The organism is Dactylosporangium cerinum, assembly GCF_042653625.1.
Lineage (GTDB): Bacteria > Actinomycetota > Actinomycetes > Mycobacteriales > Micromonosporaceae > Dactylosporangium > Dactylosporangium cerinum.
In genome coordinates this window covers 221,136-245,989 of the sequence record NZ_JBHSIU010000028.1, presented here as the reverse complement: position 1 = coordinate 245,989, position 24,854 = coordinate 221,136, and the positions used below count along the sequence as shown (strand labels likewise).

Genomic DNA, 24,854 nt, shown 5'->3' with positions numbered 1-24,854 from the left:
GTCCGACAACGGGCTTGGCGGCGCGCCGGGTTGGGCGTGCGGGTCGTGGTCGGGCTTGGGGTCGGTATCGGCGTCGGTGTAGAGACCGACACCCAGACCGACTGCGGGACGACCGCCGGGTCGCAGCTCAGGGCCAGTATCGGTGGCTGACCGTGCTGCTGCGAAAGACCTTCAGGGGTCTCTTCTACGGGGGTGGAAACCATGCGTAGCGGCGGCGATCGAGTGCTGCGGCTGCAGGCCCGGCTCACCGGTCGGGATCGGGTGCTGCTGGACTGGCTCGCCGACCACAAAGTGCTGACCACGTTCCAGATCTGTCACGCCCTGTTCGGGTCGCTGGATTTTGCCCAGCGGCGGCTGCTCGCCCTGTACCGGCTCGGGCTGGTGGATCGGTTCCGGCCACTACGCGCCGGTGGCGGCTCGTTCCCGTGGCACTACGTCCTTGACCAGATCGGCGCGGAGTTCGTGGCCGCCAGTCGTGAGCAGGCGCCACCGCGTCCGGGACAGACGACCGAACGGAAGCGGCGTATCGCGGCCAGCCGGACGCTGGAGCACCAGTTGGGGGTCAACCAGTTCTTCACCGATCTGGCCGGATGGGCACGGACCCGTCCGCAGGCGCGACTGGAGCGGTGGTGGCCGGAACAGCGGTGCGCCGAACCGGGCGTGTTCGGCACGACGTTGATTTCTCCGGTACGCCCAGACGGGCACGGCGTCTTCGCCGAGGGCGAGCGCCGGACAGCGTTCTTCGTCGAGTTCGATACGGGCTTCGAGCAGCACTCCGTCCTGCTGTCCAAGGTGAAGCGGTACGCCGCGCATGTAGCCCAGGGCGGCCCAGCGTGGCCGGTGCTGTTCTGGTTGCCGTCCGTTGCCCGCGAGCGGCACCTGCACGATCTGCTGGCCGACGTCGACGTGGCGGTACCGGTGGCCACCGCGGCCCGTGACGGGCTCGACGCCGGTGCGTGCGCGGCGGACGCGGTTTGGCTGGTCGTCGGTGGGAACGACGCTCCACGACGGATGGTTGACCTCGCAGACCTCGGGGATCCAGCTCCGGCGGCCACCGCGGCGAACGCCGTCTGATCAGTTGCCTAGCCCCCAGCGAGCAGCGCCGGTACGCAGGATGAGTTGTGCTCGGCGGCGCGTTCGTCTTCAGGAGCAGGTCGGTACGGCCGGCGCTGCACGCTGTTGGCAGGATTCCTCGTTCCCCCACGGGTACGCCGAATGCGCCGTACCGCGCGTCGATGGTCGCTGAGCTGTGGGAACGAGACAAGCGACACTGCTGCATTCGACGACAGAACAAACGCACCCCGGAACGGGAACGCACCCCGGAACGGGAACGCACCCCGGAACGGGAACGCACCCCGGAACGGGAACGCACCCCGGAACGGGAACGCACCCCGAAACGGGAACGCACCCCGGAACGGGAACGCACCCCGGAACGGGAACGCACCCCGGAACGGGAACGCACCCCGGAACGGGAACGCACCCCGGAACGGGAACGCACCCCGGAACGGGAACGCACCCCGGAACGGGTTGACCAACTCGGTTGTCCAACGGGGCAGCCTTCCGGTTTCCGGTTGCCCAACTTCGGCAGTCCCGGCCAACATCCACGCCGCCGGTTGCTGCGCCCCGCCTGCTGTTGACCAACGGTTTGGGTAACCCGCGGCAACGAGCCCGTTCCCGCTCGTCCGCCCCGCGACCAGTTGCCCAACACACCTGACGACCGTTGCCGTTCCGTTCCCGGTTGACCAACAGCGTTGCCCAACCCGCTGTCCAGCCACAGCAATGAGCCCGTTCCCGCTCGCCCGCCCCGCGACCAGTTGCCCAACACACCTGACGCCCGTTCCCGGTTGACCAACAGTGTTGTCCAACCGGGAACGGGAACCGTCCTTCCGCTGTTTCAGGACGCAGTTGGAGGAAGGAACCGCTGCCAACGGGCGCCGGTGTCGCACCCTTCGACAAGATCCGGCAGCGCCCCGTCTTGCCCCCGAATGATGTGGGGACCACCACGGCATGGCATCGCAGCCATGCCGTGGTTCAGCCCCCGTACCGATGAAGGTAGCGATCAGCATCGACGTGCTGGCTGCTTCGGCCAGCGGATTGACCAAGTCTTGAGTTGTCTTCGTCAGATTCTGCAGGCGGCGGGACGCCAACCCGCTGGACCTCGCCGCCGAGGTGCCGCTGCTCCAGCAGGCACTGCTGCACCTTCGGCGGGCATACAAGCGCGACGCGGTCGCGTTGGCGATCGGTCAGCGTGTCAGATGCGGTCGACCTTCAAGCCCTCAATGAACGCCACGAAGTCGACGGTCTCGAAGGCGAGCGCCGGCCCGTTTGGGTCCTTGCTGTCCCTCACGGCCACGACACCAGGCAGGTTGCCGGCCACCTCGACGCAGTTGCCGCCGTTACTGCCGCTGCGAGTGCTCTTGCGCCACACGGCGCCGGTCAGATCATGCATCGTCGTACTCCTTGGCGAGCCGTCGCATCAGTTCTCTCGAATCTTCCACATTGAGGGCCAGGTCGTCCAAGGCGTTCCAGGCGTTCTCGTACGTCTCAATCTCGGACCGTTTGTCGAGGTAGACGGCACCGGTCAAGCCTTCGCCATAGACAGTGGTCGGCTCTGCCGGTCGCGGTCCTTCCGCTCGAAAGTCGAGGATCACGAACGGCCCGCTCTGCGAAGCGCGATGCGGACCTGCCGCAAACGGGAGCACCCTCACGTGGACGTTCTTGGCATCAGAAGCCTCGGCGAGGCGCCGAAGCTGACCCTGCATGCCTGCACGGTCGGCAATAGGTCGCCGAAGGACAGCCTCGTCAAGGATGACGTCAAGCGCCGGCGGGCGAGGCGCACGTCGCGCGAGTAGTCGTTGCCGCTCCAACCGGAGCGTGACCAGGCGAGCAATCTTTTCGTCGGTGTGATCCGGATTCGCTCTGAAGACCGCGGCGGCGTACTCCTCTGTCTGGAGGAGACCGGGAACAATCGTGGGGTCGTATTGCCGGAGCTCGCTCGCCGCTGCCTCGAGGCTGACGTACAGCTCGAACCAGTCGGGCATCGCACCATCAAACGAGGCCCACCAGCCTTGAGCTTTGGTCTCGGCGGCGAGAGCGACCAGGACATCGGTCATCGTCGCGTCTACACCATAGAGCCCGGCGAGGGCGAGGACTTCCACCCTCTTCAGCGGCGACTCGCCACCCTCGATCCGGTAGATCTTCGACCGACCCACCTCGATCTCCGCTGCCGCTGCGGGCGCCGTGATGCCGGCCTTCTCGCGGGCTTCCTTCAAGAGCCGGCCAAGCTGACGGCGGGGCACGGATGAGCCTGCCGAGTCGGTCACCGACCCACCTCCTTGTCTCATTTAGGACGCCGCATCAGTCCTGTTTGAAACACCTTGCAGTGTCAATTCGGGACGACGGACTCCACCAGCGGGATTCCCGGAGCAAAGTATTGCATTGAAGGCACCGATTGGGCCAGGCCTCTATCCAGTGGCCCTACGTGACCTCCATCAGGTGCAACGTTGAGGGCTCAACCGTTGATCGCGCCCTGCCAGATCAGCGGCAATGAAGCGCCAGGTTGCACGCCGGCGCTCCCAATCCGTACGGGAGGCGATCATGCATGTCCGGATGAAGCGCTGGTGGTGGCTGCGTGCTCGGTGCTGGTGTGGCGGCGATTGGCCGTGCTGCGACGCCGCCCCGCCCGGCGAATTGCACAACCGAGCCGTTCCGACGCCCGGCTGGAACGCCCCGACGCACCGCTTTCGAGAACTCCCGCTCCTGACTCGAGGCGGCGTTTGGCGCGCGAACGGAGGCAAATGGTCATGACGGCACCGACCACGATCAGTGCGCTGCCACCCGCGCCGCAAGCGGACTACGACCTGGACCTGCGGTCGCTGGAGCCGTACCTCGCGATCGACGAGGACGGTGACCCGGTGCTGGTACTCCGCGACGGAGACACCGTCGTCGTCCTGGAGTTCGGGCTCGGCGGTCACGCCCTTCTGGCGGCAATCAACGCCACCGCGAAGCTGAGCGCCGCCGTCGACCGGTACGCAGGACTCCTGCACGACCTGCGCGAACCGACAGCTCAGGCGTAGGCCAGCAAGGCCCGAAGGGCAACCTCGACGAGGTCGGGCTCAGGGGCAACCCGTTACAGCCAGGGAGAAAGCATGAACACTCAGCCCCATCCGGACTGGTGCGCACGTACCGCATGCACCGCCTACCTGCCCGACGGAGACGAATACCACCGCTCCGAACCGCTGGTCGTCAAGACCGACGACCCAGCCATCAACCTCTTCATCTCCAAGATCGCCGACCCCGACGGCAGCGATGAACACATCGAGCTCTCGATACTGCAACTGTCCGACGGCCAGCCGTGGCACCTGACCGAGCCCACAGCCAACCGAGAGTTGCTGCTGCCGACCACCACAGCAGACGCCGTACGCCGCGCCCTCGCTGATCTTGTCGGCGTCTGACGATTGGGTACTGCACTACTCCGGCTGCTGTCGCTCCGCCTCCTGGCGCATGAGCTCAGCAAGGTAGACCCCGACGGGCTGCTTCACCGGCGCGGTCCCACCCCACCAAAGATCGGGCACGGTCACCCGGACGGTCAGCAGGCGGCAGGCGCTCACCGCACCGGCCAACGCCGCATGCAGGCCACGCGTGGCAATCCTGAGGTCTTCGATCATGTCGATCAGCCTCGTCGCCGCAGCTGCGATGACAGGGTCACTGTTCGCACTCTCGCGGCCGAGGACGGCGTACACCGCGTGCGGATCGCCTTCGGTTCCCGTGCGGAGGACCGTACGCATCATCTCGGTGAAGCCGACGTCCAGCTCATCTTGGAGCTCAGTCTCGGCCGCCTGCGCGTCGAGGATCGCTTCGGCGGCGGCGCGGCTGGTCCCCATCATGCTGCGGTCGAGCAGCGTGAGGAACACGGTCCTCGTCATTGCTGACAGCGGCACTGCGGAGTCCTCGCTGAACGGCTTGACGACCAGATCCGGGTCGGCGGCCAACTCCTGCGCCTTCGCCTCGAACAGGTTGACCGCATGGGCGGTCATGTTGGCCTTCGGAACGCTCGGCTTGGCCTGCGCCGTAGCGGCCGCAGCGCGCACCATCGTCCAGGCGGTGTTGTATGTCTCCGCCAACGACCGCACACCCGCCAACCGCCGCGCGGCGTCGGACAACCGCGCATCGTGATTCGCAGCCACGTCCGGCAAGTTGTGCCTGTTCAACTGGAACCTGAAGTAGCGAAGCGTCTCCTCCGCAATCACTTCGACGACCAGGTCTAGGAACTCCTCGCGCCGGCGGCGGCCGACCGTCGACAGACGCAGGCGACGCAGCAGATGCGCGTCGAGCTGCTCAGCGGCCGTCCCGAGCGATGGCCCTGTCGGTACGTACCAACTGACGGACGCCGGATAGAACTGTTCCCACACCGGCGTCGGCGGTTCCTCAGCCGCAGCCGCGGCCTCGAACGTGGTGTTCCAGGTGAACGCCGACACCGGCGAGCCAGGGTGAATCAGCAGCAGGTCCTCATCGAAGCAGTCGAGCACCAATTCGTTCCCCCGATCAGGCATCGGTCCCAGCGGTACGGCCCACCCGCTCAACGGAGGAATCGGCGTCACCTTCGGGGCGTGCCTGATGACGGCCAGCGCCGCGACCTCCGTACGCACCGAGGCGGTGACCTTCGACCAATCGGGTTCCGGGTCGAGTCGGATCTCGAGCTCCTGCGACAGGTGCGCCACCTGCGCCGCCTGCCAGGCCGTCCGCGCGTCAACCAGTGCACCGCGGCGGCGCTCTTTGACCTGCACGGCCCGCCGGCGTTCGATCGCCGCGGGGTTCGCCTCCCGATTGACCGCGTCCAAGACCCCAGCATCGCAGTCGATGCACGGCACGGCCTGCTTGCCGGCCAGCAGCTTCTCGAAGTTCAGCCGGGATCGCAGCGAGAGCGGACCGTCGCAGGTGGGGCAGTTGAGGGTCGGCACAACGGCGCGGACACCGGCTGCTGCAACCAAGTACACCCGGCCGTTGCCAACGCCAGCAGCCACGCTCAACGCGCTCGACTTCTCCCGCCACCGCGGCCGGGGCGGATCGACGGTGTCATCCACGCCATCGAAGGTCCAATATCGCCCGCCTATCGCGACAGCCTGCGGATCCGCGTCAGGCAGCGGATTGACCGCCAACGCAGCCACACCAGCAGCCGATGGGACCGCAGGTACCGAGTCCACATCCTCTGGAACCGAGATATCAGCGTCCATCTACACAGTATGCCAATTAACCAGATTAATCTGATCAAACACGGCCGCATTTCTCGATCGACCCACAACGGCACCGTGCCACGAATGTCGCCATGGTCGAGGGATGTCGCCATGGTCGAGGCCAGCCCGGACGCGGCGGATAAAGTCCTGCCGCTGCAATCGCTCCCGTTCCCAATACAACGTTTCGGCTGGGAACGGAGCGCATCGAGCTGATCTACTCCGGCGTTGTCGGCGAGTATTGGCCAGCCAGCGTTGACGCCTCGGGCTAGGCCGGCCTCGGCAACGGCGAGCTGTTCATCTGGTGGCCCAGTTCGAGCGAGCGCCCTGGCGGCACCTGCCCAAACATGTCCACACCGGGCTCCTCACCGGCGATGATCGCCCCGACGATCTCACCGGCCTGACCTGAGCGACGGTGGCCATCGCTCTCGCCGTGGTCCGCGCCGGGCACAAACCCGACCTCATCATGGTTGACGAGGCCCAACAAATCGGCGAGAACGGTCAGTTCGCCGAACTCCTCGACCGGCTGTCGAATGCTCAGCAGTTCGGCGTCACGGCCACACCGTGGCGCAGCAATCGGTCTGACCTGACTGGACACTTCGGAGAGCCACTTCACACTCGGCATCGAAGAGAGCATGCGCCGCGGCTACCTGGCCAAGGTGGACTACCGGCTCTTGGTCGACAAACATCGACTGGGATGTCGTCGGCGCGGCCAGCAACATGGGTACGGCATCAAGGATACTCAACGCGTGCCTGTTCTTACCGGAACGCGACGAGGCCAACCGTGATGAGCTCGCCGCAGTCTGGAACCGCACGCCCAGCCTCGCGCGCTCGTGTTCTGCCGGACGATCGAGCACGCCGAACGCATGGCGGACATGCTCAACGACTCGCCTCACTGGGAAAGCAGCCGGGCCATCCACGCTGGCCTCTCCATTCGAGAACGACAATGACGGCTGCTCGCCTTCCACGGGCGAGACCAGGGTCCTCGCCGCCGTCGACATCCGCAATCTCCGCTGCGGCGCTCCGGAGCGCCATCAACAAAACTCATCCCAACCGTCCTAGGCGTCTAGGTCTGCCTGATAGACGTAGTTGTGATGCCATGTAAGGTACGTTTGACCAGGTCGGGCGGCATTGTCAGAAAGTTGTAGGCGATCGAACAGGGGCGGCGAGCCAAAAGCAGCACGCGTCGCCGGATCAACTTTAGCAAAATCGCGAAGCTCGGGAGCGACGTGAATTCTCAGGTCCAAGTCAACAGTGAGCAACCCCGTATCGAATCCAACGTCGTGCGTCGGACAGGCTGCTAGTCCATTACTCACATCCAGGCGCTCGCCTGGTGCACTATCCTTCCACGGCTTGATATGACTCGCTATTAGCATGCGGCGAGCACGCGTTTCCTTGGACTTGACGGCCAAGCCGCAGAACGCGCATCTGTGCCCCTGATTGCGCAAGACCGCAGCCGCGAAACGATGCTGACCGACACGCATCACGGCAGCGAGGACACGCTCAGTCAATCGGCTATCTAGCGAGAATCGGTCTGCGGTTGCCGTTGCGGCGGAGATTTCGTTCTCCATGACCGTCTGATCCAGTTCATCCTGCCCGAGGAGCGTGAAGCCGTCGGCCTCATCCTCCGCATCGATGAAGTCCGGAAGGCGCAGTTCACTGATGCCGGTTTCACGAGCGGCCGCGAATATGATGCGATAGATATTTGCGAGACGGTCTGAGTCGGATAGCAGGATAGTCGCGGCCTCAATTTCGCCTCGCCCACCGTTCGACCGTGTACCATAAAGATTCGCCATCTTGGCAAGGATGCTGCTATTCGGCCGGCGAAAAAGCCGTGCGAGAGTTGGTACTGGCTCCTCGGCTCGATGGTTCGACGAACCACCGTAGCGCCTGTGGTCGACGACCAGGCTGGCGGCAAGACAGAGCAACGTCTCCACTGGCTCGAAGACGGCTTGCCGCCGACCTGCGACGAGAGTGCGCGCCTCGATCGAAAGCCACTGCGCGCGCGCCTCCGCTAACCCAAGATCAACGTACGTTTGAGCAGTTCTCACCTGAGGGCTCCTTGTGCGAACCGACAGAAGTCGGTGGGCGATTCGCACCCTCAGCCTACAAGGAGGGCCCGCTCCCCAGGCCGGGGCGTTTCTGTGACTACTTCGAGCTCCAGCACGCTACTGAGATCGCCCCGAACACGGGATGGACCAGTGCGGCGCCGCAGTGGGGCGGGCAATGCACGGACTATCGACCCCGTCTATCACGAGAGCAGCATGACGGTCGGGAGAGACGGGGCCAGCTCGATGAAACGCCCGTGGCCTACGGAGTATGGAAGAGCTGGGCTGGTGAGCCGTTACAGTCCCAGATTCGTAGTCGGGTGCCCGGGGTTGTGTTGCCGTTGGGGGCGCCCAGGCAGCGGCCGGAGTTGGGGTTGCGCAGGCTGCCGTCGGGTTGCTGGACCCATTGCTGCATCGGGCCACCCCAGCAGTCCCACAGCTGGACCTCGGTGCCGTTGCGGACGCCCCAGTCGGTGGTGGCGGTTGCGATCACGTCGAGGCACTTGCCCATCGCCCGCAACGTGTGGTCACTGTGGACGGTCCAGCTCTGGGCCGCGCCCCCGATGCAGTGCCAAACCGCGAGCCCGTTCTGGCGCCGCAGGTACCGATCGGTGAAGCCCGGCGTGGCAACCCGCAGCGAGGCGAGACCGGCGCCCAACGCGACCGCCCAAACGGCAGCCAGCCGGTCGTACCCACCGCGATTGGGATGCACCCCATCGGCAAGGTCTGCGGACGCTCAGCGCGGCGGGCATGTCGACAAAGTGCACACACGAACCCTTGCCGGCCACAATGCCAGGAATGGTGGCGTTGTACGCGTTGACATTCGCCTCCCGCCCGGATCAGCAAGCGGCGTGATCGAGGCAACAAACACATCAGCGCCCGGCGCGGCAGACGTGATCCGATCAATCAACCCCGACAGACGCCCCGGCGCCCCGGCCAGATCGAAATTCTGAATGACGTCATTGGTACCGATATGCAACAGCACCGCGCGCGGCGCCGTACCGGCGACCCAGCCAGCGACATTCGCGGAGATCTCGTCAATGCGCCACCCCAGGTGTCCCTCGTGGTCGTGGTCGCCCAGGTCGAGGCGTCAATGCCGGGCCGATGGTCGGTAGCCCGAAGCTCACCACGGAAGGTGTACGGATCGAGCGGGTTCGCGCCGCCTCCGGCGCCCAGATGTTGCAGCAGCGGTACGGATCCCCGTCCGCCCAGACCCGGTGCTCGGGCGCGGTACGCAGCCCCAGCGAGGTGGGCGCGGCGACGATGCCGATGTGGTCACCCTGGATGAAGACTAGGTAGTAGCTGCCATTGGCGTACATGATGTGCGGGTCGGCCGCACCTTCACGGACCGGGTTGACACAAAGGTGGCCGGTAGGCGGCGGCCGGTCCGCTGAGCATGACACCGGCGGCTGCGAGGGTCAGCAACAGCACGAGCAGATGGCTGCGTGTTCGTCTTGGCATGGCTGGTCCCTCCCGGGCCACCTCGCTGGCGGCCGGATGAGCCGGGAAACTGTCGCCCAGGCGACAGAAGATCCACTGCAACCTTCTTCTTCGCTGCGGCGTGTTGCCGCCGTACGACCGGAAAGCCGGTCGCCGACGGGGAGGAAGGCAATGTGAGCACCTTGCTTGACGGGGGCAGAGTGAAAAGCCAATCCGACGCCGGACCGCCCACCGGCGCCACCGGTTTCGACGAGTTCTACGCGGCCTGTTTCCGGCCGCTGACGGTCCAGCTGTTCGCGTACACCGGCGACATGGCCGCGGCCCAGGACGTGGTCCAGGAGGCGTTCTGCCGCGCGCTGGCGCGGTGGAAGCGCATCGGTGACATGGACGATCCCGCGAGCTGGGTCCGCCACGTCGCCTGGAACCTCGCCACCAGCCGGTGGCGGCGGACCCGCACCGCGATGGCCTTCGCCCGCCGGCACCGCGAGGAGCACGTGGCGGCGCCCAGCCCCGACCGGGTCGCGCTCGCCCAGGCGCTGTCGACCCTGCCGGCGCAGCAGCGCCGCGCGGTGATCCTGCACTACCTCGCGGACCTGCCGATCACCGACATCGCCCGCCAGGAGGGTGTCGCCGAAGGCACCGTCAAGTCCTGGCTCCACCGCGGGCGCACCGCGCTCGCCGCCCAGCTCACCGACAAGGAGTCCCACCGTGCCTGACTTCACCGACGACGACCTGCTCACCAGCGCCTTCGCCGACTTCAGCAACGAGGCGTCCACCTACGTCAAGCCCGCCGGCACCACCGCCGCACGCGCCACGGTGCAGCACCGGCGGAAGGTGCGGACCATCGCCGCGAGCACCCTCGCCGCACTCGCCATCGCCACGCCCGTGGCGGCCTACGCAGCCGGCGGCGGCGAGTCCAACGGGCCGCCGGCGACGCCCGGCGACTCCCCCAGCGTGGTCCAGACCACCACGCCGCCGGCCTCGCCCACGACCGAGGCGAGCGCGACCCCCTCGGCGCCGGACGGGCGGATCAGCAAGACCGACCTCGGCAAGGCGACCCTCTCCATCCCCTCGTGGCCCAAGGGCTTCGCCGCGGGCTGCCCGCACGGCTCGGTGAAGTTCAACGGCGGCAAGGCGGGCGACACCGGCAGCCTCAAGCTGCAGGGCGACCCGGTGTACATCGACGTCGACCACGACGGAGCGCAGGAGACGGTCATGCTCCTGTCGTGCAGCCCGCAGGGCGACGACTTCAAGGTGCTCGCCTTCGACCGCGACGCCAGCGGCAAGATCGTCACCCTGGGCCAGGTCGTCGGCAGCGCCGGCAACGAGGGTAGGCAGGGCGTCGACATCGAGACGATCTGGGAGGTGCAGGCCGGCGACAACGGGCAGGTCAGGGTCGACGTGGGCGAGTACCGGCCCTGCTGCGACAACGCGCAGGCGTCCCAGCACCAGTGGCGCACCTACGGCTGGAACGGCACCGCGTTCACCCAGACCGGCGGCCCGACCACGTTCGGACCCAGCCCGTACGTCACCGAACTGACCTCCACCGCGGACAAGCTGACAATGACCGCGACCGGCTCCGGCACCTGGCAGGGCACCGTCAAGGTGACCGTCCACAACAACTCGCAGTTCGCCACGCCCGGCAAGCTGCGGGTCGGGCTCGGGCTGCCCCTCGCGTGGACCGTCCAGGTGGTCTCGGGTTGCACGATCGCGCCGGAGGACCAGCCTGGGGCGTGCCTCAGCGGCAGCATCCCGGCGGGCGGCACCAAGGTCTTCACCTTCAAGGTGACCTCGCCGGCCGCGCCGGAGCTGACCGAGAGCAGCGTCTACGCGTCGGCGCAGGACGACAAGGGCGCCAGCTACCCGGGCCACGATCAAAAGCCGGGGAAGTTCCAGATCGTCCGGGGCTGACCTAGCGGCACGAGCCCGGTCCAGCGGTCACCGACCGCCGGGCCGGGCCCTTGCCGAGCCCCTCGCAACACATCGAGGCATGTAGATCTTTCGTGGCCCGGTCATACGCTGTCGTGATGTATCGACGGGCGCACGGATGGATGGCTTCGCTGGTCGGCGGGGTACTGCTGGCCGCGGCGGCGGGAACCGCGGCACACCCGGCGCCGGTGGCGGTGCCGGACGGGCTCAAGCAGATCCAGGTCCGGCAGTCACTGCTGGGCACGCACACGTGGTACCAGCAGCTGTACCACGGCCTACCGGTGCTCGGGGGCTTCTACGCCACGCACAGCGACGCCCGGACCGGCGAGGTCGTCGTGCAGGACGGGCGGCTCGCGGTGACCGGGCTGAAGACCGAGGTGCCCGCGGTCGCCGCCGACCACGCGCGGGCGTCGGTGTCCGGACGGCTCGCCGGGCCGGCGGCCCGCACCGAACTCGTCGTGGTGCCCGGCGCGACCGCGACCCTCGCGTGGGCGGTCGTGACCCGCACCGGCAGCGGCAGCGTCCTCACCGTGCTCGACGCCGGCAGCGGCGCCACGCTGCAGGAGCAGAAGCTGGTCAAGGAGGCCGACGGCACCGGCCGGGTCTTCGATCCCAACCCGGTGGCCGCGCTGCAGAACGAGACGCTGAAGGACCGCCAGGACGCCGACTACCCGGCCCTGCAAGCGACGTACAAGACGGTGACGTTGACGCACCTCAACAAGCAGACCACCACGCTGCAGGGCGCCTACGCCTTCAACATCAGCACCAACCCGGTCGTCTCGCCACAGCGGATCTTCATCTACAACCGCGCGCAACGCGGCTTCGAACAGGTGATGGGCTACCACGGCATCACGTCGGCCCAGGAGTACATCCACCAGCTCGGCTTCAACGACGTCAACAACGAGCCGCAGAAGTACGCCACGACGGGCCTGACCGACGACAACTCGTTCTACGATCCCGACACCGACGGCATCACCTTCGGCACCGGCGGCGTCGACGACGCCGAGGACAACGAGGTCATCTGGCACGAATACGGCCACGCGATCCAGGACGACCAGGTGCCGGGCTTCGGCGAGAAGCTCGAGGCCGGCTCGATCGGCGAGGGCTTCGGCGACTACTGGGCCTTCACCATGTCGCAGGCCACCAGCCAGGGCACCGCGCGTACGCCGCTGGCCTGCATCGCCGACTGGGACGCGACCTCGTACACCGACGACGAGCCGCACTGCCTGCGCCGCGTCGACGGCTCAAAGCTGTACCCGACCGACCTCGAGGGCGAGGTCCACGCCGACGGCGAGATCTGGTCGCGGGCCCTGTTCGACATCAACGCGGCACTCGGCCGTACCAAAGCCAACAAGGTGATTCTCGAGGCGCAGTTCGGTTTCGCCCCCAACACGAAGATGCCCGCCGCGGCGCGCGAGACGGTCCGCACGGCGAAGGCCCTCTACGGCGCGGCGGCAGCGGACCAGGTGCGCGCCGCCTTCCAGGCCCGCGGCATCCTCTGAGGCGCATGATGGTGGCCCCCGGCGACAGTTGTTGCCGGGGGCCGTTTTTCTAGGTCCGCACGCGGGCGATCGCCTGATGGGTGAGTCCGTTGAGCGTCGTGGGGTCGGGGGCCCCGATGCGGGCGTCGGACATCATGACCACGACGACGTACCGGCCGGTGGCCGCCACCCCGTAGACGACGTAGCGGTCGCCCAGGTCGTAGTTGCCGAAGAACAGTGTCGAGTCGGGCCCGTACACGTCGTCGGCGACGGGGTCGAACCCGTTGTCGCCGCCCCCGACACCGCACCGCGCGAGCTGTGCTTTGAGCTCCCGGACGTACCCACGCGCCGCGTTGCTGTTGCGGTACCGCGCAACGTTCTCATAGACACGGAACGTTGCGCCGAAGTCCGCGGCCTGCTGGCGACTCACCACCGGAAGCGGTACCGGCGATTTGACACACGGCTGTGGCAGCAGCGGCCACGCGAGCCCGTCCTCGACCGCCCCGGGGACGCTGCCCCCGAGGTCTTCGGCCTGCAACATGAGATGGTCGGCGATCCCCCGTGGCCGCGAGGCGGCCACCGCCGGCGACGAGCTGGCCACGAGCGCGACCGTAACGGCCGCCATCAGCACGAATATCTTCCGCATGCGCCAATCCTGCCGAGCCAGCGGCGCCGATGAATGGGTACGCGTACCCAACCCGACTGAGTATCGATGCTCGGGATGGCCAGGCGAGGTCTCCGGCAGGCAACTGCCGGAGACCTCGCCGCAGATCTGGTACCGCGTTACTGCTGGCTGTACTGGTACGACGGCCGGGCGACAGGGGGCTTGATCGCGGCCGGCGCGCTGCTGGCCGTGACGCCCGGCGAAAGCGGGTACGGGAAGTAGTCGAACCGCCCGGCGACGTCGACGATCACATCGACGTTCGACCCGGCGTTGTACACGTTGTACTTGTTGCCCGGCCCGAGCAGCACGAATGCCGCGTTCGGCCGGACCTCGCGGGGCTCCAGGTTCAGGTTGCTGGCCGTCGGCCGTGCGGTGCCGGCTGCCCATGCCGTCAGGTACGTCCCGCCGTTGCCGTTGTTGACGCCGGTGATGTTGGCGACCAGCGCGCCCGTCTCGTCGACCGCGGCCGGTGCCGGCGCGATGAGCGTGGCGGTGCTGGCCGGTCCCAATGTCCCGGCCCCACCCAGGTTGCTGCGGGTGTCGGCGATCCGCGTCGGGGTGAGCGGTTGGAACCGGAAGCCCGGACCCATCTGGGCGTCGTCGAAGAACCCCAGGACGTCGATCACCACGTGCGTCGTTCCCGAGGAACCGTTGTAGACGCTGATCTCGGGAATGCCGGCGCAGCTCGGGGTCCGTTCGCAGTACATGATCGGGACCACGGCGAAGTTGGGCACCACCGAGTTCGGCGTGTAGTTCAACGTCGAGGCAAGCGGTGGAGGACCCCCGCCATTCCACGTCGTCAGGTGCCCGGACGAGGTCGGGGTGACGGCGGTGATGTTGATCGCCAACGCCCGCACGTGCGGGTTGATGGTCTTGCCGTAGTCGACGAGCGCCGAGAGGGACCACTTGCCGGGCAGCGGACCGCCCCAGCCCTTGTCACGGGTGTCGACCACCCGGGTCGTCTGGTGCGGTTGGTACTGCCCGCCGGGGTCGATGATACCGGGGGTGTCCCGGCCCTGGTAGACGCCGAGCATGTCGGCGATGACGTCCACCGAGCCGCCGGCGTTGTAGATGTCGATCTTGCCGTTTGCGCCCACCGGCACCGTCACCGAGTTCGCGCCGGTCCAGCCGGCCGTGAAGTTCAGGTTCGACACCGTGGGACGGGTGGTCCCTGACGGGTACACCGTGAGATACGACGCGGACGTCGGGTTGGTGACGGTCATGTTGAGCACCACCGCCGAGATGCCGGATTCGGTGGCGCGGTTGATGGTTGGGATCTGCAGCGACAGTGTCTTCTGCGCCCCGAGGGCGCCTTTCGGAGCCCCCATACCGAGCCGCGTGTCGAGGATGCGGGTCGGATCGTTCGGGTAGTAGTTGCCGAACGACGTTTTGCGGCCGTACTCGTTCACCGCGACCCCGTGGAACCCCATGAAGCCGTTGTCGGCGATCTTGAACAGCGCCGGCTGGTCCCCGAGCAGCGTGGGCTTGGAGTAGATGGTGACCGAGCAGGTCTGCTTGTAGGTCAGCGTCCGGCCGGTGCAGGTGTTGGCTTCGGTGCCGAACGAGCCGGCCCCCACGCCTTCGAACGAGACCGCGCCGAACGTCAGTGGGTCACTGCCGATGCCGGTGAACGTCACCGTCTGCGTCATGCCCCGCTGGCCGAACCCCACACCCGTCCCGGTGCCCGGCATTTGGACCAAGTCCTGCGCCGCATCTACATAGCCAATTGTCGATTTGTAGCGGATCTCGCCCCACGAACCCATCCCCCGGCTATTGCAGCCCGACGTGTGGTACGACGCAGCAAGCGAGGTGATGGTGCCTTCGTCGTCGTGGGTTACCGACCGAACTGTGATCGTCCCCTGATCCCCGCCGCACTCCTCACCCCAGAAGTTGATACGCAGGCCGTACGTGCCGGGCGTGTCACCGTACGGGGAGGTCGGATACGTGCCGGGTGCGATCTTCTGGCCCGGCAGGCTGATGATGGCGGCGTACGAGGTGAACCTGGTCGAATCCGCGTGGAACACGACTACCTCGGCACCCTGGTACACCTGGGGCGGGCCGAGCCAGAAGAAGGCGCCAGGAGAGCCGGGGTCGACGGCGAGGCTGTGGTAGCCGTTGATGGTGAACGCGTTGTACGGGGCGACCGGGTCCGCGATCGCCTGCGCCGGTAGGGCGGTCGCGCCCAGCGCGAGCGCTGCGAGCACGGCCGTAACCGTCCGTAAGAAGCGCATGAGACTCCTGTTGGTCCATCGGTGCATTGAGCGGCGCGCCGCAGCTATCGCAGTGTCTGCCGCAGCGGCGTGCCGGTCGGACTGGAGTGCAGCGGCATTTGCCCGTCGAGGGTTGCCGCCTGGGTTGAGGGGACCGATCCGGGCAGGAACTCGAACGTGCCTGCCACGTCGATGACGACGTCGACCTTCCACGCCGCGTTGAACACGTTGAACTTGTTGCCTGGGCCGACGTTGACGAAAGCAGCGTTGGGCCGGACCTCGTGCGGGGTCAGGTTCAGGTTGCTCACCGTCGGCTGGGTCTTGCCCGTCGCCCACAGGCTCAGATAGGTCGAGTTCGCCGGGTCGACCCCGGTCACGTTGGTCACCAGCGCGTACGTGTTGTCACCGGCGACCGATGACGGCGCGGTGACCGTCCTGGTGCCGGCGCCGGTGAACGTGCTCGCGCCCAGCCCGTCGCGGGTGTCGACGATCCGCGTCGGGTTCAACGGGTGGAACCGCAGACCACCCGGGACCTGCCCGTCGTCGTAGAAGCCGAAGATGTCCACGACGATGTGCGTGCTGCCGCCGGAGTAGTTGCTGACGACGATCGCCGGGTGTTCTCCGCACTCGGAGCACCACGCTGTCTTGACGACGGCGAAGTTCGGCACGACCGAACCCTTGGTGAAATTCAGCGTCGATGCGGTCGGTGGTTGGCCACGACCGGTCCACGCCATCACGTACCCACCCTGGGTCGGCGTGACCGCGGTGATGTTCACGGCCAGGGCCCGGATGTGCGAGTTGAACGTGGGGCCGTAGGCGACCGGGATCGTCACGGACTCGAACGGACCCAGCGGCCCGCCGAACGCCGGGTCCCGGCTGTCCAGCAGGCGCTGCGGCACGGTCGGCCAGTACTGCCCTGCGGGCTCCTGGGTGTGGGAGTCGTCGTACGCCAGGTAGTAGCCCAGCAGATCGGCGATGACGTGCACGTTGCCGGCGGCGTTGTAGATGTCGACCTGACCGTTGGCGCCGACCGGCACGGTGACCGAGTTCGCCCCCGTCCACCCCGCCGGGAAGTTCAGGCTCGACGCCGTCGGCCGGGCGATACCGCCCGGATAGACCGTCAGATAACCCGCCGACGTCGGACCGGTCACCGTCATGTTCAACACGACCGCCGACACTGTGCTCGTCGGCACGCCACCGCGCCCGGCCACTTGCAGGTGGATCGTCTTGCCACCCCCGAGCGGCGCCTTCGGCGCGCCGTTGCCGTCCCGGGTGTCGAGCAAGCGGGACGAGCTGAACAGCGGCACGTAGGTGCCTTCGCCGCCGGAGCGCCCGGTCACCCGCAGCTCGACCGTCCGCTTCCCCGACACGGTGTTGTCCGTCAGCGAAAGCGACGCGTACTGGTCACCGATCGTCGTCGGCCGGCCTATCACATTGATCGCGCAGCTCTGCCCGTACGTCAACGTGGCACCGGTGCACGTGTCGCCGGTGATCGTGAAGGCCTCAGGCGTGGCTCCGCCGAGCACGACGGCGCCGAACTGCAGCGCCGAACTGCCCGACGATGTGATCGACACCGTCTGCACCGGCGAACTGTGCCCAAGATCGACCGGATTGAAGAACCGGTTGACGGCCGACTGGGTACCGTTCACGTAGGGCCGATCCGAGTGCCAGCGAATCTCGCCGGACACCTCATAACAGTCCTGGTAGTAGCTGGCGGCGACCGACGTGATGTCGCCGGTCGCCGGGTCCCGCGTCAACGCGTGGATCGTCACCGAGCCCGTTGCTTCGCCGCAATCTCTACCGTCGCCGCGCACGTCCAGCCTGTAGCGCCCATCGCCGCCCGTCCCGACGGTGGGGAAGGTGCCGACGCCGAGTGTCTGCCCCACCGGCGCGCTCACCAGTGCACTGAACCGGTGTTCGTGGTCGAAGGTGTACGCCGTGATGGTGAGACCCGTGCCCCACTCGTCGAAGGTGACGGTGGCGTTGCTGCGATCGAAGCTGTAATTCCACAGCGACCCGTTGAGGGTGAAGGCGTCGTACGGAGCGGTCGGCCCGGCAGCAACGGCCACCCCGGGCAATGCCGTAACAGCCAGGATCGCCGCTACGAAGGCAGCACCAAACTTGCGCAAAAGGCGCACTGTATTCCCCGTGTTGGATGTCGATCACGATGCAACAACGGCCACACCGTAGTGATCATCATCCTTGGGCGCAATCAGCCATCCGGCCCCGCCGCCCGACTCCGTCTTCAGTACTGCATCACGCAGTAGACGACCGTCGGGTGCTGGAACTGGTACCACCGGTTCCACTTGTAGTCCCGCGTGCAGTTGTTGCTGTTCGTCGCGCCGGGCACGATGTCGATGACGTGCACGGTTCCTTTGGCCTTGCACGCGGGGGCGGGCACGACCCAGCCGGGTCCGCTCGGGAACTTGTAGCAGTAGGTGCGCACCAGGTACAGCTCGAGGCAGAGCCGGTAGCCGTCCTCGGTGATGTAGGGCGACTCGGGATCCGGGCAGGTGTCCCGCGAGTAGTCGACGGTGAGCACCTTGTACGTCCCCTTGGTGCCGTTGCAGCTCCCCGTACCCAGATACGTTCCGGCCTCGTCGATGCCGATGCACTCCCCGACCCGCGCCGGTGCCGGCGGCGGTGCCTGCGTGGTCGGCGCTTTGGTGGGAGCTGTGTAGGTGTCGCCCCGATAGGGGTCGCGCGTCGACGCCGAGACGGGCGACCGGTCTTCCGCCTGCGACCTCGCCTTGTCCCGGAAAACGGTAACGGCAAGCACGCCGACCACGCAGACGCCGGCAAGCAACACGAGCACGCCAACGACAATGCCGATGATGAGCCCGGCATTGCTCCGCGGTGGCGGCGGGGCCGGGGGGCCGTACATCGGAGGAAGAGCGCCCGTGTACGGGGGCTGGCCTGGGTAGTTCGGCTGAGGGGGCAGCGTCACTCGGGGAGTGTGCCATAGAACGTCGATGCGTGCGGGGCGGTCCGGACCTGGCGCTCCGCCGAGTGGATCACGCCGACGTATCGTCAGGTCCATGATCGAACGGGTGAAGGTCGCGGTCGTCGGGGTCGGGAACAACACGTCGGCGCTGGTGCAGGGCATCGCGTACTACCAGCAGACGGGCAGTCTCGTCGGCATCTCCCGGCCGGAGATCGACGGCATCGGAGTCGGCGACATCGAGTTCGTCGCGGCGTACGCAACATCACCGGAGAAGATCGGCAAGGACATGACCGAGGCGATCTTCCTGCCGCCGAACAACTTCCCCCGGCTCGACTGCGAGCTCCCGGCGGCCGGTGTACCGGTCACCGCGGGACTGGTGGACGAGAGCGGGATCGACCGGATAGCGGCGACGCTCGCCGGGGCGGACGTCCTGCTCTACTCGGCGCCGAGCGGCCGGCCGGTGACCGCGCTGGCGTACGCCGAGGCAGCCTGGCGGGCCGGGGTCGCCTTCGTCAACACCACCAGCGACGCGGTCGCCCGAGACCCGGAGCTGCTCGCGCGGTTCGCCGCCGCCGGAGTGCCGCTCATCGGCGACGACCTGGCCAGCCAGTTCGGCACCTCGGTGCTGCACGACACGCTGCTGCGGCTGCTCGCCGAGCGGGGACTCACGCTCGTCAGCTCCTACCAGGTCAACCTCGGCGGCACCGAAGACTTCCGCAACCTGGTGGCCAACCCCAACACCAAGAAGCAGTCGAAGCTGAACGCACTGTCGGGGGCCGACAAGGTCGAGGTGGCACCGCTCGGCTACCTGCCACACCTGGGCTCGCAGAAGGTCGCCCACCTCAACCTGGAAGCGCAGGGCTGGGCCGGCACCGCAGTGAGCCTCGACGTGAAGCTGAAGGTCCACGACCCGAGCGGCGCCGCCGGCGTCAACATCGACCTCATCCGGATCGCCGCAAGCGCGAACCGCGCCGGCCGCGGCGGCTACGCCACCGAGGCGACCACGCTGCTCAAATCCCCGCCAGGCACAGCGATCTGACCCCGCCCCGCCGAACGCAGATCAGGAAGGATCTTCAGTACGACCGGGCAACGTATGCCACGACACCGGGTTCGTCCTCGGAATCAGGGACGGTGTTGTCCGGCCGGACCAGGCAACGGACGGTCACGCCTGCTCTGTTTGCCGTTGCCTCCCCTTCGGCCCCCATGGTCGACCACGGAACCCGCGCCCATTTGCCGTCGAGCGCAGCGGCGACCGCGTCCTCTGCCGTCTTCACCTCGACCGTGTTGGACGTACGGCGGGCGAGCGCCTCGTCGTACAGCGCCTGCTGATCACGCGCCAGCGCCTCCACCACGATCTTCACGATCGCATTGAGCTCCACCGGCGCCTTCGTGCCGTCGAACCGCCGCACGAGCACCACGTTGCCCGCTGCCAGGTCGCGGGGACCGACTTCGATACGCACGGGGAAGCCCTTGAGCTCGGCATCGACGGCCCGTCGCCCGAACGGGGTGTCTACCCGATCGTCGAGAGCCACCCGGACGCCGGCCGCGCGGAGTTCGTCGCGCACCTGAGCGGCGGCCGCCAGTACACCTTCGCCTGCCTTGACCACCGTCACGAGCGCCTGCGTCGCGGCGGCACGCGGTGGGACACGGAGGCCGGCGTCGTCGCCGTGGCACATGATCAGGCCCCCGAGCATGCGGGTGGAACTACCCCACGACGTCGTCCACGCATGTTCCTGCACGCCGTCCTGGTTGGAGAAGACGATGTTGAACGCCTTGGCGAAGTTCTGTCCGAGCTCGTGGCTGGTGCCCATCTGCAACGCCTTGCCATCGCCCATCATGCCTTCGAGGGTGTACGTGTTGGTGGCGCCGGCGAACCGCTCGCGTGCGGTCTTGCGCCCCACCACGACCGGCATGGCCAGCACGGTACGCATGAAGTCCTCGTACACGTCGTGGAGGATCCGGCGCGCGTATCGGCGGGCGTCGTCCTCCGTGGCATGGGCGGTGTGCCCTTCCTGCCACAGAAACTCGGTTGTGCGCAGCAGGAGCCGCGGCCGCAGCTCCCATCGCACGACGTTGGCCCACTGGTTGAGCAACAGCGGAAGGTCACGGTGGCTGCTGACCCACTTCGCCATGTACTCGCCGATGACCGTCTCACTGGTCGGCCGGACGACCACGGGCTCGGCGAGTTCCTTGCCGCCCCCGTGCGTCACCACGGCGAGCTCAGGCGAGAAACCCTCGACGTGTTGCGCCTCGCGCCGCAGGTAGCTCTCCGGGATGAACAGCGGGAAGTAGGCGTTCTCGGCGCCGGCTGCCTTGATGCGGTCGTCCATCTCGGACTGCATGCGCTCCCAGATCGCATACCCCGTCGGTCGAATCACCATGGTGCCGCGCACCGGCCCGTTGTCGGCCACCTCGGCCTTGGCGAGCACGTCCTGGAACCAGCGGGGAAAGTCATCCGAACGCGGAGTGACGACACGGGCCATAACCGGTAACTCTAATCACTGCCACAGAGCACGTCGGTGCATTTTTTGCACCCGGCATCGCAACCCGGGGCCCATCCAGCCGAGCGGCGGTCGACCTGCGTTTCCGCACGTCAACCGCCGCTCGATGGTGCGCGCCGCTCATTCCGCCGCGATGGCGGGCTTGTTGCGCAGTACGGCGGCGGTGGTCAGCAACGTGGTGGTGAGGGTCAGAGCGAATGCGGCGGCGAGCACCGTGGCGAGGATCCAGGCGGAGCCGCCCGGCACGACCGAGCCGAGCACGCTGACGCTGAGCGGGACGAGTGTCGCCGCGGCGATGAGGCCGCCGAGGACGACGCCGGTGAGGGAGATCACGACGGCCTCCACCGTCATCATCGTCATCACCTGCCGCCGGGTGGCGCCGACGAGCCGCTGGAGGCGGAACTCGCGCCGCCGCTCGGTCGTCGCCAGGACCTGGGTGTTGATCAGTGCGATCACGGCGTAGCCGACGACCACACCGGCCACCAGAAAGGCCATCCAGGCCTGGGTGTCGTCCCGGTCCTGCTGCATGGCGGTGAGGGCGTCCCGCCCGACGACCCGGAGACCGGGGTGCTGCGTGGCCAGTGCGGAGAGGGTGGCTGCCAGCGTTGCCGGGTCGGTTCCTGCGGCGGCGCTGACCAGGATCTGCGGGACGAGGCCGGTGTCCGTGTGCGGCAGCAGGAGCGCTGCCGGCACGAGGGTGGTCTCGTAGCCGCGCGGGCCGTCGATCGTCGCCACCAGCATCAGGTCGACCCGGCTGCCGTCACCCAGCCGCATCGGGATCGTGTCGCCCACGTGGTGTCCGCCGGCGTACCGGACCGGCAGCGCGACGGTGTTCCCACGCAGGTCGTCGAGGTTGCCGGTGGCGGCGCGGAAGGCCGTGGTGCGGGACAGTCCTGCCGGGGTGACGCCTTGTACGGAGAGTTCGATGGGCTGGGCGGAGTTCGACTCTTCGTCGGTCGCGGCCGGTGGAGCCGCTTGGACGGGTTCGAGGTATCCGCGGCTGGGGACCGCGGCGGAGGCCGCCGCCACTCCGGGCTGACCGCCGATGGTGCTCACCATGGCGAGCGGCAGTCCTCCGGAAACGGCGGTCACCACCAGGTCGGCACGCAGCGTCTCGGTGTACACCTGCCGTGCGCCGTCCGCCTGCGTTGTCTGCATGTAGATGAGTCCGGTGGCCAGGCCGGTCGCGAGCATGACCGGCATGGCCGCGGCTGCCAGCCGGGTCGGCCGTGCCTGCGCGTTGCGGGTGGCCAGGTGGCCGGCGAGCCCGGCGACCAGTCGCACCGGGCGGCGCAGACCGGCCGTCACAGCCCGGGACAGCATCGAGCCGAGCAGGCCGAAGCCGACCGTCCACACCAGCGCCGCCGGGGTCGCCACGCTGGCCGCGCGGGGGCCGTCCATCTGGGCGGTGACCAGGGCCAATGCCGCACCGCCGCCGAGGCACACCAGCCCGGTGACCAGCCGGAGCACGCTGGACCGGCGGCGCGGCGGGGACGTCTCGGAGAGCGCCTCGGTCGGCCGGGTGCGCGCGGCTGCGTTCGCCGCGATGAAGGCCGCCCCCACGGCGGTGATCAGCGCGGCGCCGACACCGACCAGCACCGGGACCGATCCGGCGCGGAACGCGATCGAATCGGGCACCACCCCCGCGCCGGCGAAGGCGTCCAACAGCCATCGCCCGAACCTCGTGCCGGGGTAGCAGGCCAGCGCGGTGGCGACCACGGCCAGCACCGTCGTCTCACCGACGATCAACCGGCGCAGCTGTGCCGGGGTGGCGCCGACCGCCCGGAGCAGGGCCATCTCCCGCTGCCGCTGCTGGATCGACAGCCCCACCGTCCCGGCCACCACGAACACGGTGACCAGCAGCGACAGGCTGCCGAACGCCGCGGCGAGCGGAATCAGGTCGCCGCCGTCGGCGATGACATCCGGGTTCTCGGCGCGGCCGCGGTCGTCGCCGGTCAGCACGGCGACGGGACGGACCTGTCCCGCGACGACCGCCCGGATCCGCTCGGCGGTCTCGCCGGGGTCGGCCGTGGGGGTGGTGAACACGCCGATCGAGTCGACCGTGCCGGAATGGTTGCCGAGCCGGTCGGCTTCCGCGTCGGTGACGAAGACATCGCCGCCGCCGACCGCCACGCCAGAGATCTGGTACGACTCGGCGGTGCCGTGGACCAGCAGGTCGATCCGGCCGCCGGGGCGCAGACCGGCCCGCTCGGCCAGGTCGGCGCCGAGCACGATCTGGCCGGGACCGGACGGCGCGGTGCCGTCGACGATGCGGTACGGCGTGAGCCGGGCCGTGGACCAGCCGTGGCCGACCACCGCCGGACCGGCGGCCACGGTGGCCGGGAACGAGATGTCCGGCACGGCCGCGGTGACGCCGGGAACCGACGCGATCCGGTCGGCCAGCGTGGCGTCCAGCCGGATCCGTTCCGGGAAGACCAGGTCCTGCTGGGTGCCGAGGTAGCGCTGGTCGCCGGTGACCACGATCGGTGCGGCGGCGAGGCGCCGCGGCGGGGCTGCGTTGTGGGTACCGGTCTCCAGCAGCCCGCCGCAGCCGATCACGATCATGGCACCGAAGAACAGACCGATGAACGAGGCGACGAAGCCGCCCTTGTGAAACCGCAGCGTGCAAAGCGCGATCCGGATCATCGCAGCGCCTCCCGTCCGGCCCACACGCCGAGGTGGGTCATGCGCTCGGCGACCTCGTCGGCGCGGGGGCGGTCCAGGTGGTCGACGATCCGGCCGTCGGCGAGGAACAGGACGCGGTCGGCGTGCGCGGCCGCCACCGGGTCGTGGGTGACCATCACGATGGTCTGCTCCCAGCGTTGGACCGCTTCGCGCAGCAGGCCCAGCACCTCGCTCGCCGTGTAGGTGTCCAGCGCGCCGGTCGGTTCGTCGCCGAAGATGACCGCGGGACGGGTGATCAGCGCGCGGGCGATGGCGACGCGCTGCTGCTGGCCGCCGGACAGCTCACCGGGACGGTGTCCCTGCCGCCCGCCGAGGCCGACCCGTTCGAGCACGTCGCGGACGGCGGCCTTGTCGGGCCTGCGGCCGGCCAGCCGCACCGGCAGCGTGACGTTGTCGATGACGTCGAGTGCGGGCAGCAGGTTGAAGGCCTGGAAGACGAATCCGATCCGTTCGCGGCGCAGCCTGGTCAGCGCGCGTTCGCCGAGCGGCGCGAGGTCGATGCCGTCGAGGTGGACCGAGCCGGACGTCGGCCGGTCGAGCCCGGCCGCGCAGTGCAGGAAGGTGCTCTTGCCCGAGCCGGACGGCCCCATCACCGCGGTGAAGGTGCCCCGGTCGAAGCCGATGCTCACGTCGTCGAGGGCGACCACGGGGTTCTTGGAGCCGTAGACCTTGCGTACGGAATCGAACCGTACGACCTGCCGGTCGGCTGTGCCGTTGTTCAT

At 68.0% G+C, this 24,854-nt stretch carries 21 protein-coding genes; 7 read left to right on the top strand and 14 right to left on the bottom strand.

Annotation, left to right across the window (positions count from 1 at the left end; translation table 11 throughout):
* Positions 1-201: 201 nt before the first annotated feature.
* Complete coding sequence (locus ACFPIJ_RS23885) at positions 202-1,074, top strand: replication-relaxation family protein (protein WP_380117397.1); 873 nt, start codon at positions 202-204, stop codon at positions 1,072-1,074.
* Between the two features lie 1,177 nt (positions 1,075-2,251).
* On the opposite strand, the gene ACFPIJ_RS23880 is transcribed toward ACFPIJ_RS23885, so the two are convergent.
* Positions 2,252-2,449 carry a DUF397 domain-containing protein gene (locus tag ACFPIJ_RS23880; RefSeq protein ID WP_380117396.1) on the bottom strand — a complete coding sequence of 66 codons (198 nt, stop codon included), beginning with the start codon at positions 2,447-2,449 and terminating at the stop codon, positions 2,252-2,254.
* Entirely contained in the window at positions 2,442-3,323 is an 882-nt protein-coding gene (locus ACFPIJ_RS23875; RefSeq protein ID WP_380117395.1) for a helix-turn-helix domain-containing protein, read from the bottom strand. Before ACFPIJ_RS23875 ends, ACFPIJ_RS23880 begins: the two co-directional genes overlap by 8 nt.
* 480 nt (positions 3,324-3,803) lie before the next feature.
* Between ACFPIJ_RS23875 and ACFPIJ_RS23870 the strand changes: the two genes are divergently transcribed.
* Entirely contained in the window at positions 3,804-4,076 is a 273-nt protein-coding gene (locus tag ACFPIJ_RS23870) for a hypothetical protein (RefSeq protein ID WP_380117394.1), read from the top strand.
* Positions 4,077-4,148: 72 nt separating this feature from the next.
* A complete protein-coding gene (locus ACFPIJ_RS23865; RefSeq protein ID WP_380117393.1) occupies positions 4,149-4,454 on the top strand; it encodes a hypothetical protein in 306 nt (101 codons plus the stop codon).
* A 15-nt stretch (positions 4,455-4,469) separates the two neighbouring features.
* Here ACFPIJ_RS23865 and ACFPIJ_RS23860 read toward each other — a convergent pair whose 3' ends face one another.
* From ACFPIJ_RS23860 to ACFPIJ_RS23840, 5 genes are all read right to left on the bottom strand, one after another.
* Positions 4,470-6,233, bottom strand: coding sequence for a hypothetical protein (locus ACFPIJ_RS23860; protein ID WP_380117392.1), 1,764 nt, complete (start codon positions 6,231-6,233; stop codon positions 4,470-4,472).
* A gap of 265 nt (positions 6,234-6,498) precedes the next feature.
* Positions 6,499-6,855, bottom strand: a complete 357-nt coding sequence (locus ACFPIJ_RS23855) for a hypothetical protein (RefSeq protein ID WP_380117391.1) — start codon at positions 6,853-6,855, stop codon at positions 6,499-6,501.
* A gap of 433 nt (positions 6,856-7,288) precedes the next feature.
* Positions 7,289-8,281, bottom strand: a complete 993-nt coding sequence (locus ACFPIJ_RS23850) for an HNH endonuclease (RefSeq protein WP_380117390.1) — start codon at positions 8,279-8,281, stop codon at positions 7,289-7,291.
* 259 nt (positions 8,282-8,540) lie between these two features.
* Complete coding sequence (locus tag ACFPIJ_RS23845; protein ID WP_380117389.1) at positions 8,541-8,990, bottom strand: ricin-type beta-trefoil lectin domain protein; 450 nt, start codon at positions 8,988-8,990, stop codon at positions 8,541-8,543.
* Between the two features lie 24 nt (positions 8,991-9,014).
* A complete protein-coding gene (locus ACFPIJ_RS23840; protein WP_380117620.1) occupies positions 9,015-9,332 on the bottom strand; it encodes a GDSL-type esterase/lipase family protein in 318 nt (105 codons plus the stop codon).
* A 586-nt stretch (positions 9,333-9,918) separates the two neighbouring features.
* Between ACFPIJ_RS23840 and ACFPIJ_RS23835 the strand changes: the two genes are divergently transcribed.
* From ACFPIJ_RS23835 to ACFPIJ_RS23825, 3 genes are all read left to right on the top strand, one after another.
* Positions 9,919-10,434 carry a SigE family RNA polymerase sigma factor gene (locus tag ACFPIJ_RS23835; RefSeq protein WP_380117388.1) on the top strand — a complete coding sequence of 172 codons (516 nt, stop codon included), beginning with the start codon at positions 9,919-9,921 and terminating at the stop codon, positions 10,432-10,434.
* A complete protein-coding gene (locus tag ACFPIJ_RS23830; protein ID WP_380117387.1) occupies positions 10,427-11,629 on the top strand; it encodes a hypothetical protein in 1,203 nt (400 codons plus the stop codon). The genes ACFPIJ_RS23835 and ACFPIJ_RS23830 overlap by 8 nt, the downstream gene beginning before the upstream one ends.
* A 116-nt stretch (positions 11,630-11,745) precedes the next feature.
* Entirely contained in the window at positions 11,746-13,149 is a 1,404-nt protein-coding gene (locus ACFPIJ_RS23825) for a M36 family metallopeptidase (RefSeq protein WP_380117386.1), read from the top strand.
* Between the two features lie 49 nt (positions 13,150-13,198).
* On the opposite strand, the gene ACFPIJ_RS23820 is transcribed toward ACFPIJ_RS23825, so the two are convergent.
* The 4 genes from ACFPIJ_RS23820 to ACFPIJ_RS23805 form a co-directional block, all read right to left on the bottom strand.
* Positions 13,199-13,774 (bottom strand): hypothetical protein, encoded by a 576-nt coding sequence (locus ACFPIJ_RS23820; RefSeq protein ID WP_380117385.1) that lies wholly within the window; start codon positions 13,772-13,774, stop codon positions 13,199-13,201.
* 137 nt (positions 13,775-13,911) lie between these two features.
* Positions 13,912-15,996, bottom strand: a complete 2,085-nt coding sequence (locus ACFPIJ_RS23815) for a hypothetical protein (RefSeq protein WP_380117384.1) — start codon at positions 15,994-15,996, stop codon at positions 13,912-13,914.
* A 71-nt stretch (positions 15,997-16,067) separates the two neighbouring features.
* On the bottom strand, positions 16,068-18,131 hold the full coding sequence (locus ACFPIJ_RS23810) for a hypothetical protein (RefSeq protein ID WP_380117383.1): 2,064 nt from the start codon (positions 18,129-18,131) through the stop codon (positions 16,068-16,070).
* A gap of 116 nt (positions 18,132-18,247) precedes the next feature.
* Positions 18,248-18,817 (bottom strand): hypothetical protein, encoded by a 570-nt coding sequence (locus ACFPIJ_RS23805; protein WP_380117382.1) that lies wholly within the window; start codon positions 18,815-18,817, stop codon positions 18,248-18,250.
* A 223-nt stretch (positions 18,818-19,040) separates the two neighbouring features.
* On the opposite strand from ACFPIJ_RS23805, the gene ACFPIJ_RS23800 reads away from it, so the two are divergent.
* Positions 19,041-19,985: an inositol-3-phosphate synthase gene (locus tag ACFPIJ_RS23800; protein WP_380117381.1), complete on the top strand. Its 945-nt coding sequence runs from the start codon at positions 19,041-19,043 to the stop codon at positions 19,983-19,985.
* A gap of 34 nt (positions 19,986-20,019) precedes the next feature.
* Here ACFPIJ_RS23800 and proS read toward each other — a convergent pair whose 3' ends face one another.
* From proS to ACFPIJ_RS23785, 3 genes are all read right to left on the bottom strand, one after another.
* On the bottom strand, positions 20,020-21,429 hold the full coding sequence (proS, locus tag ACFPIJ_RS23795; protein ID WP_380117380.1) for a proline--tRNA ligase: 1,410 nt from the start codon (positions 21,427-21,429) through the stop codon (positions 20,020-20,022).
* Positions 21,430-21,567: 138 nt separating this feature from the next.
* Positions 21,568-24,093 (bottom strand): ABC transporter permease, encoded by a 2,526-nt coding sequence (locus tag ACFPIJ_RS23790; RefSeq protein ID WP_380117379.1) that lies wholly within the window; start codon positions 24,091-24,093, stop codon positions 21,568-21,570.
* Positions 24,090-24,854, bottom strand: a complete 765-nt coding sequence (locus ACFPIJ_RS23785) for an ABC transporter ATP-binding protein (RefSeq protein WP_380117378.1) — start codon at positions 24,852-24,854, stop codon at positions 24,090-24,092. Before ACFPIJ_RS23785 ends, ACFPIJ_RS23790 begins: the two co-directional genes overlap by 4 nt.

Bases quoted from the DNA above. Each gene is read 5' to 3' on its own strand.
- ACFPIJ_RS23885 (WP_380117397.1), top strand. From the start codon at position 202: ATGCGTAGCGGCGGCGATCGAGTGCTGCGGCTGCAGGCCCGGCTCACC.
- ACFPIJ_RS23880 (WP_380117396.1), bottom strand. From the start codon at position 2,449: ATGCATGATCTGACCGGCGCCGTGTGGCGCAAGAGCACTCGCAGCGGC.
- ACFPIJ_RS23870 (WP_380117394.1), top strand. From the start codon at position 3,804: ATGACGGCACCGACCACGATCAGTGCGCTGCCACCCGCGCCGCAAGCG.
- ACFPIJ_RS23865 (WP_380117393.1), top strand. From the start codon at position 4,149: ATGAACACTCAGCCCCATCCGGACTGGTGCGCACGTACCGCATGCACC.
- ACFPIJ_RS23860 (WP_380117392.1), bottom strand. From the start codon at position 6,233: ATGGACGCTGATATCTCGGTTCCAGAGGATGTGGACTCGGTACCTGCG.
- ACFPIJ_RS23855 (WP_380117391.1), bottom strand. From the start codon at position 6,855: ATGCCGAGTGTGAAGTGGCTCTCCGAAGTGTCCAGTCAGGTCAGACCG.
- ACFPIJ_RS23825 (WP_380117386.1), top strand. From the start codon at position 11,746: ATGTATCGACGGGCGCACGGATGGATGGCTTCGCTGGTCGGCGGGGTA.
- ACFPIJ_RS23820 (WP_380117385.1), bottom strand. From the start codon at position 13,774: ATGCGGAAGATATTCGTGCTGATGGCGGCCGTTACGGTCGCGCTCGTG.
- ACFPIJ_RS23800 (WP_380117381.1), top strand. From the start codon at position 19,041: ATGATCGAACGGGTGAAGGTCGCGGTCGTCGGGGTCGGGAACAACACG.
- proS (WP_380117380.1), bottom strand. From the start codon at position 21,429: ATGGCCCGTGTCGTCACTCCGCGTTCGGATGACTTTCCCCGCTGGTTC.
- ACFPIJ_RS23790 (WP_380117379.1), bottom strand. From the start codon at position 24,093: ATGATCCGGATCGCGCTTTGCACGCTGCGGTTTCACAAGGGCGGCTTC.
- ACFPIJ_RS23785 (WP_380117378.1), bottom strand. From the start codon at position 24,854: ATGAACAACGGCACAGCCGACCGGCAGGTCGTACGGTTCGATTCCGTA.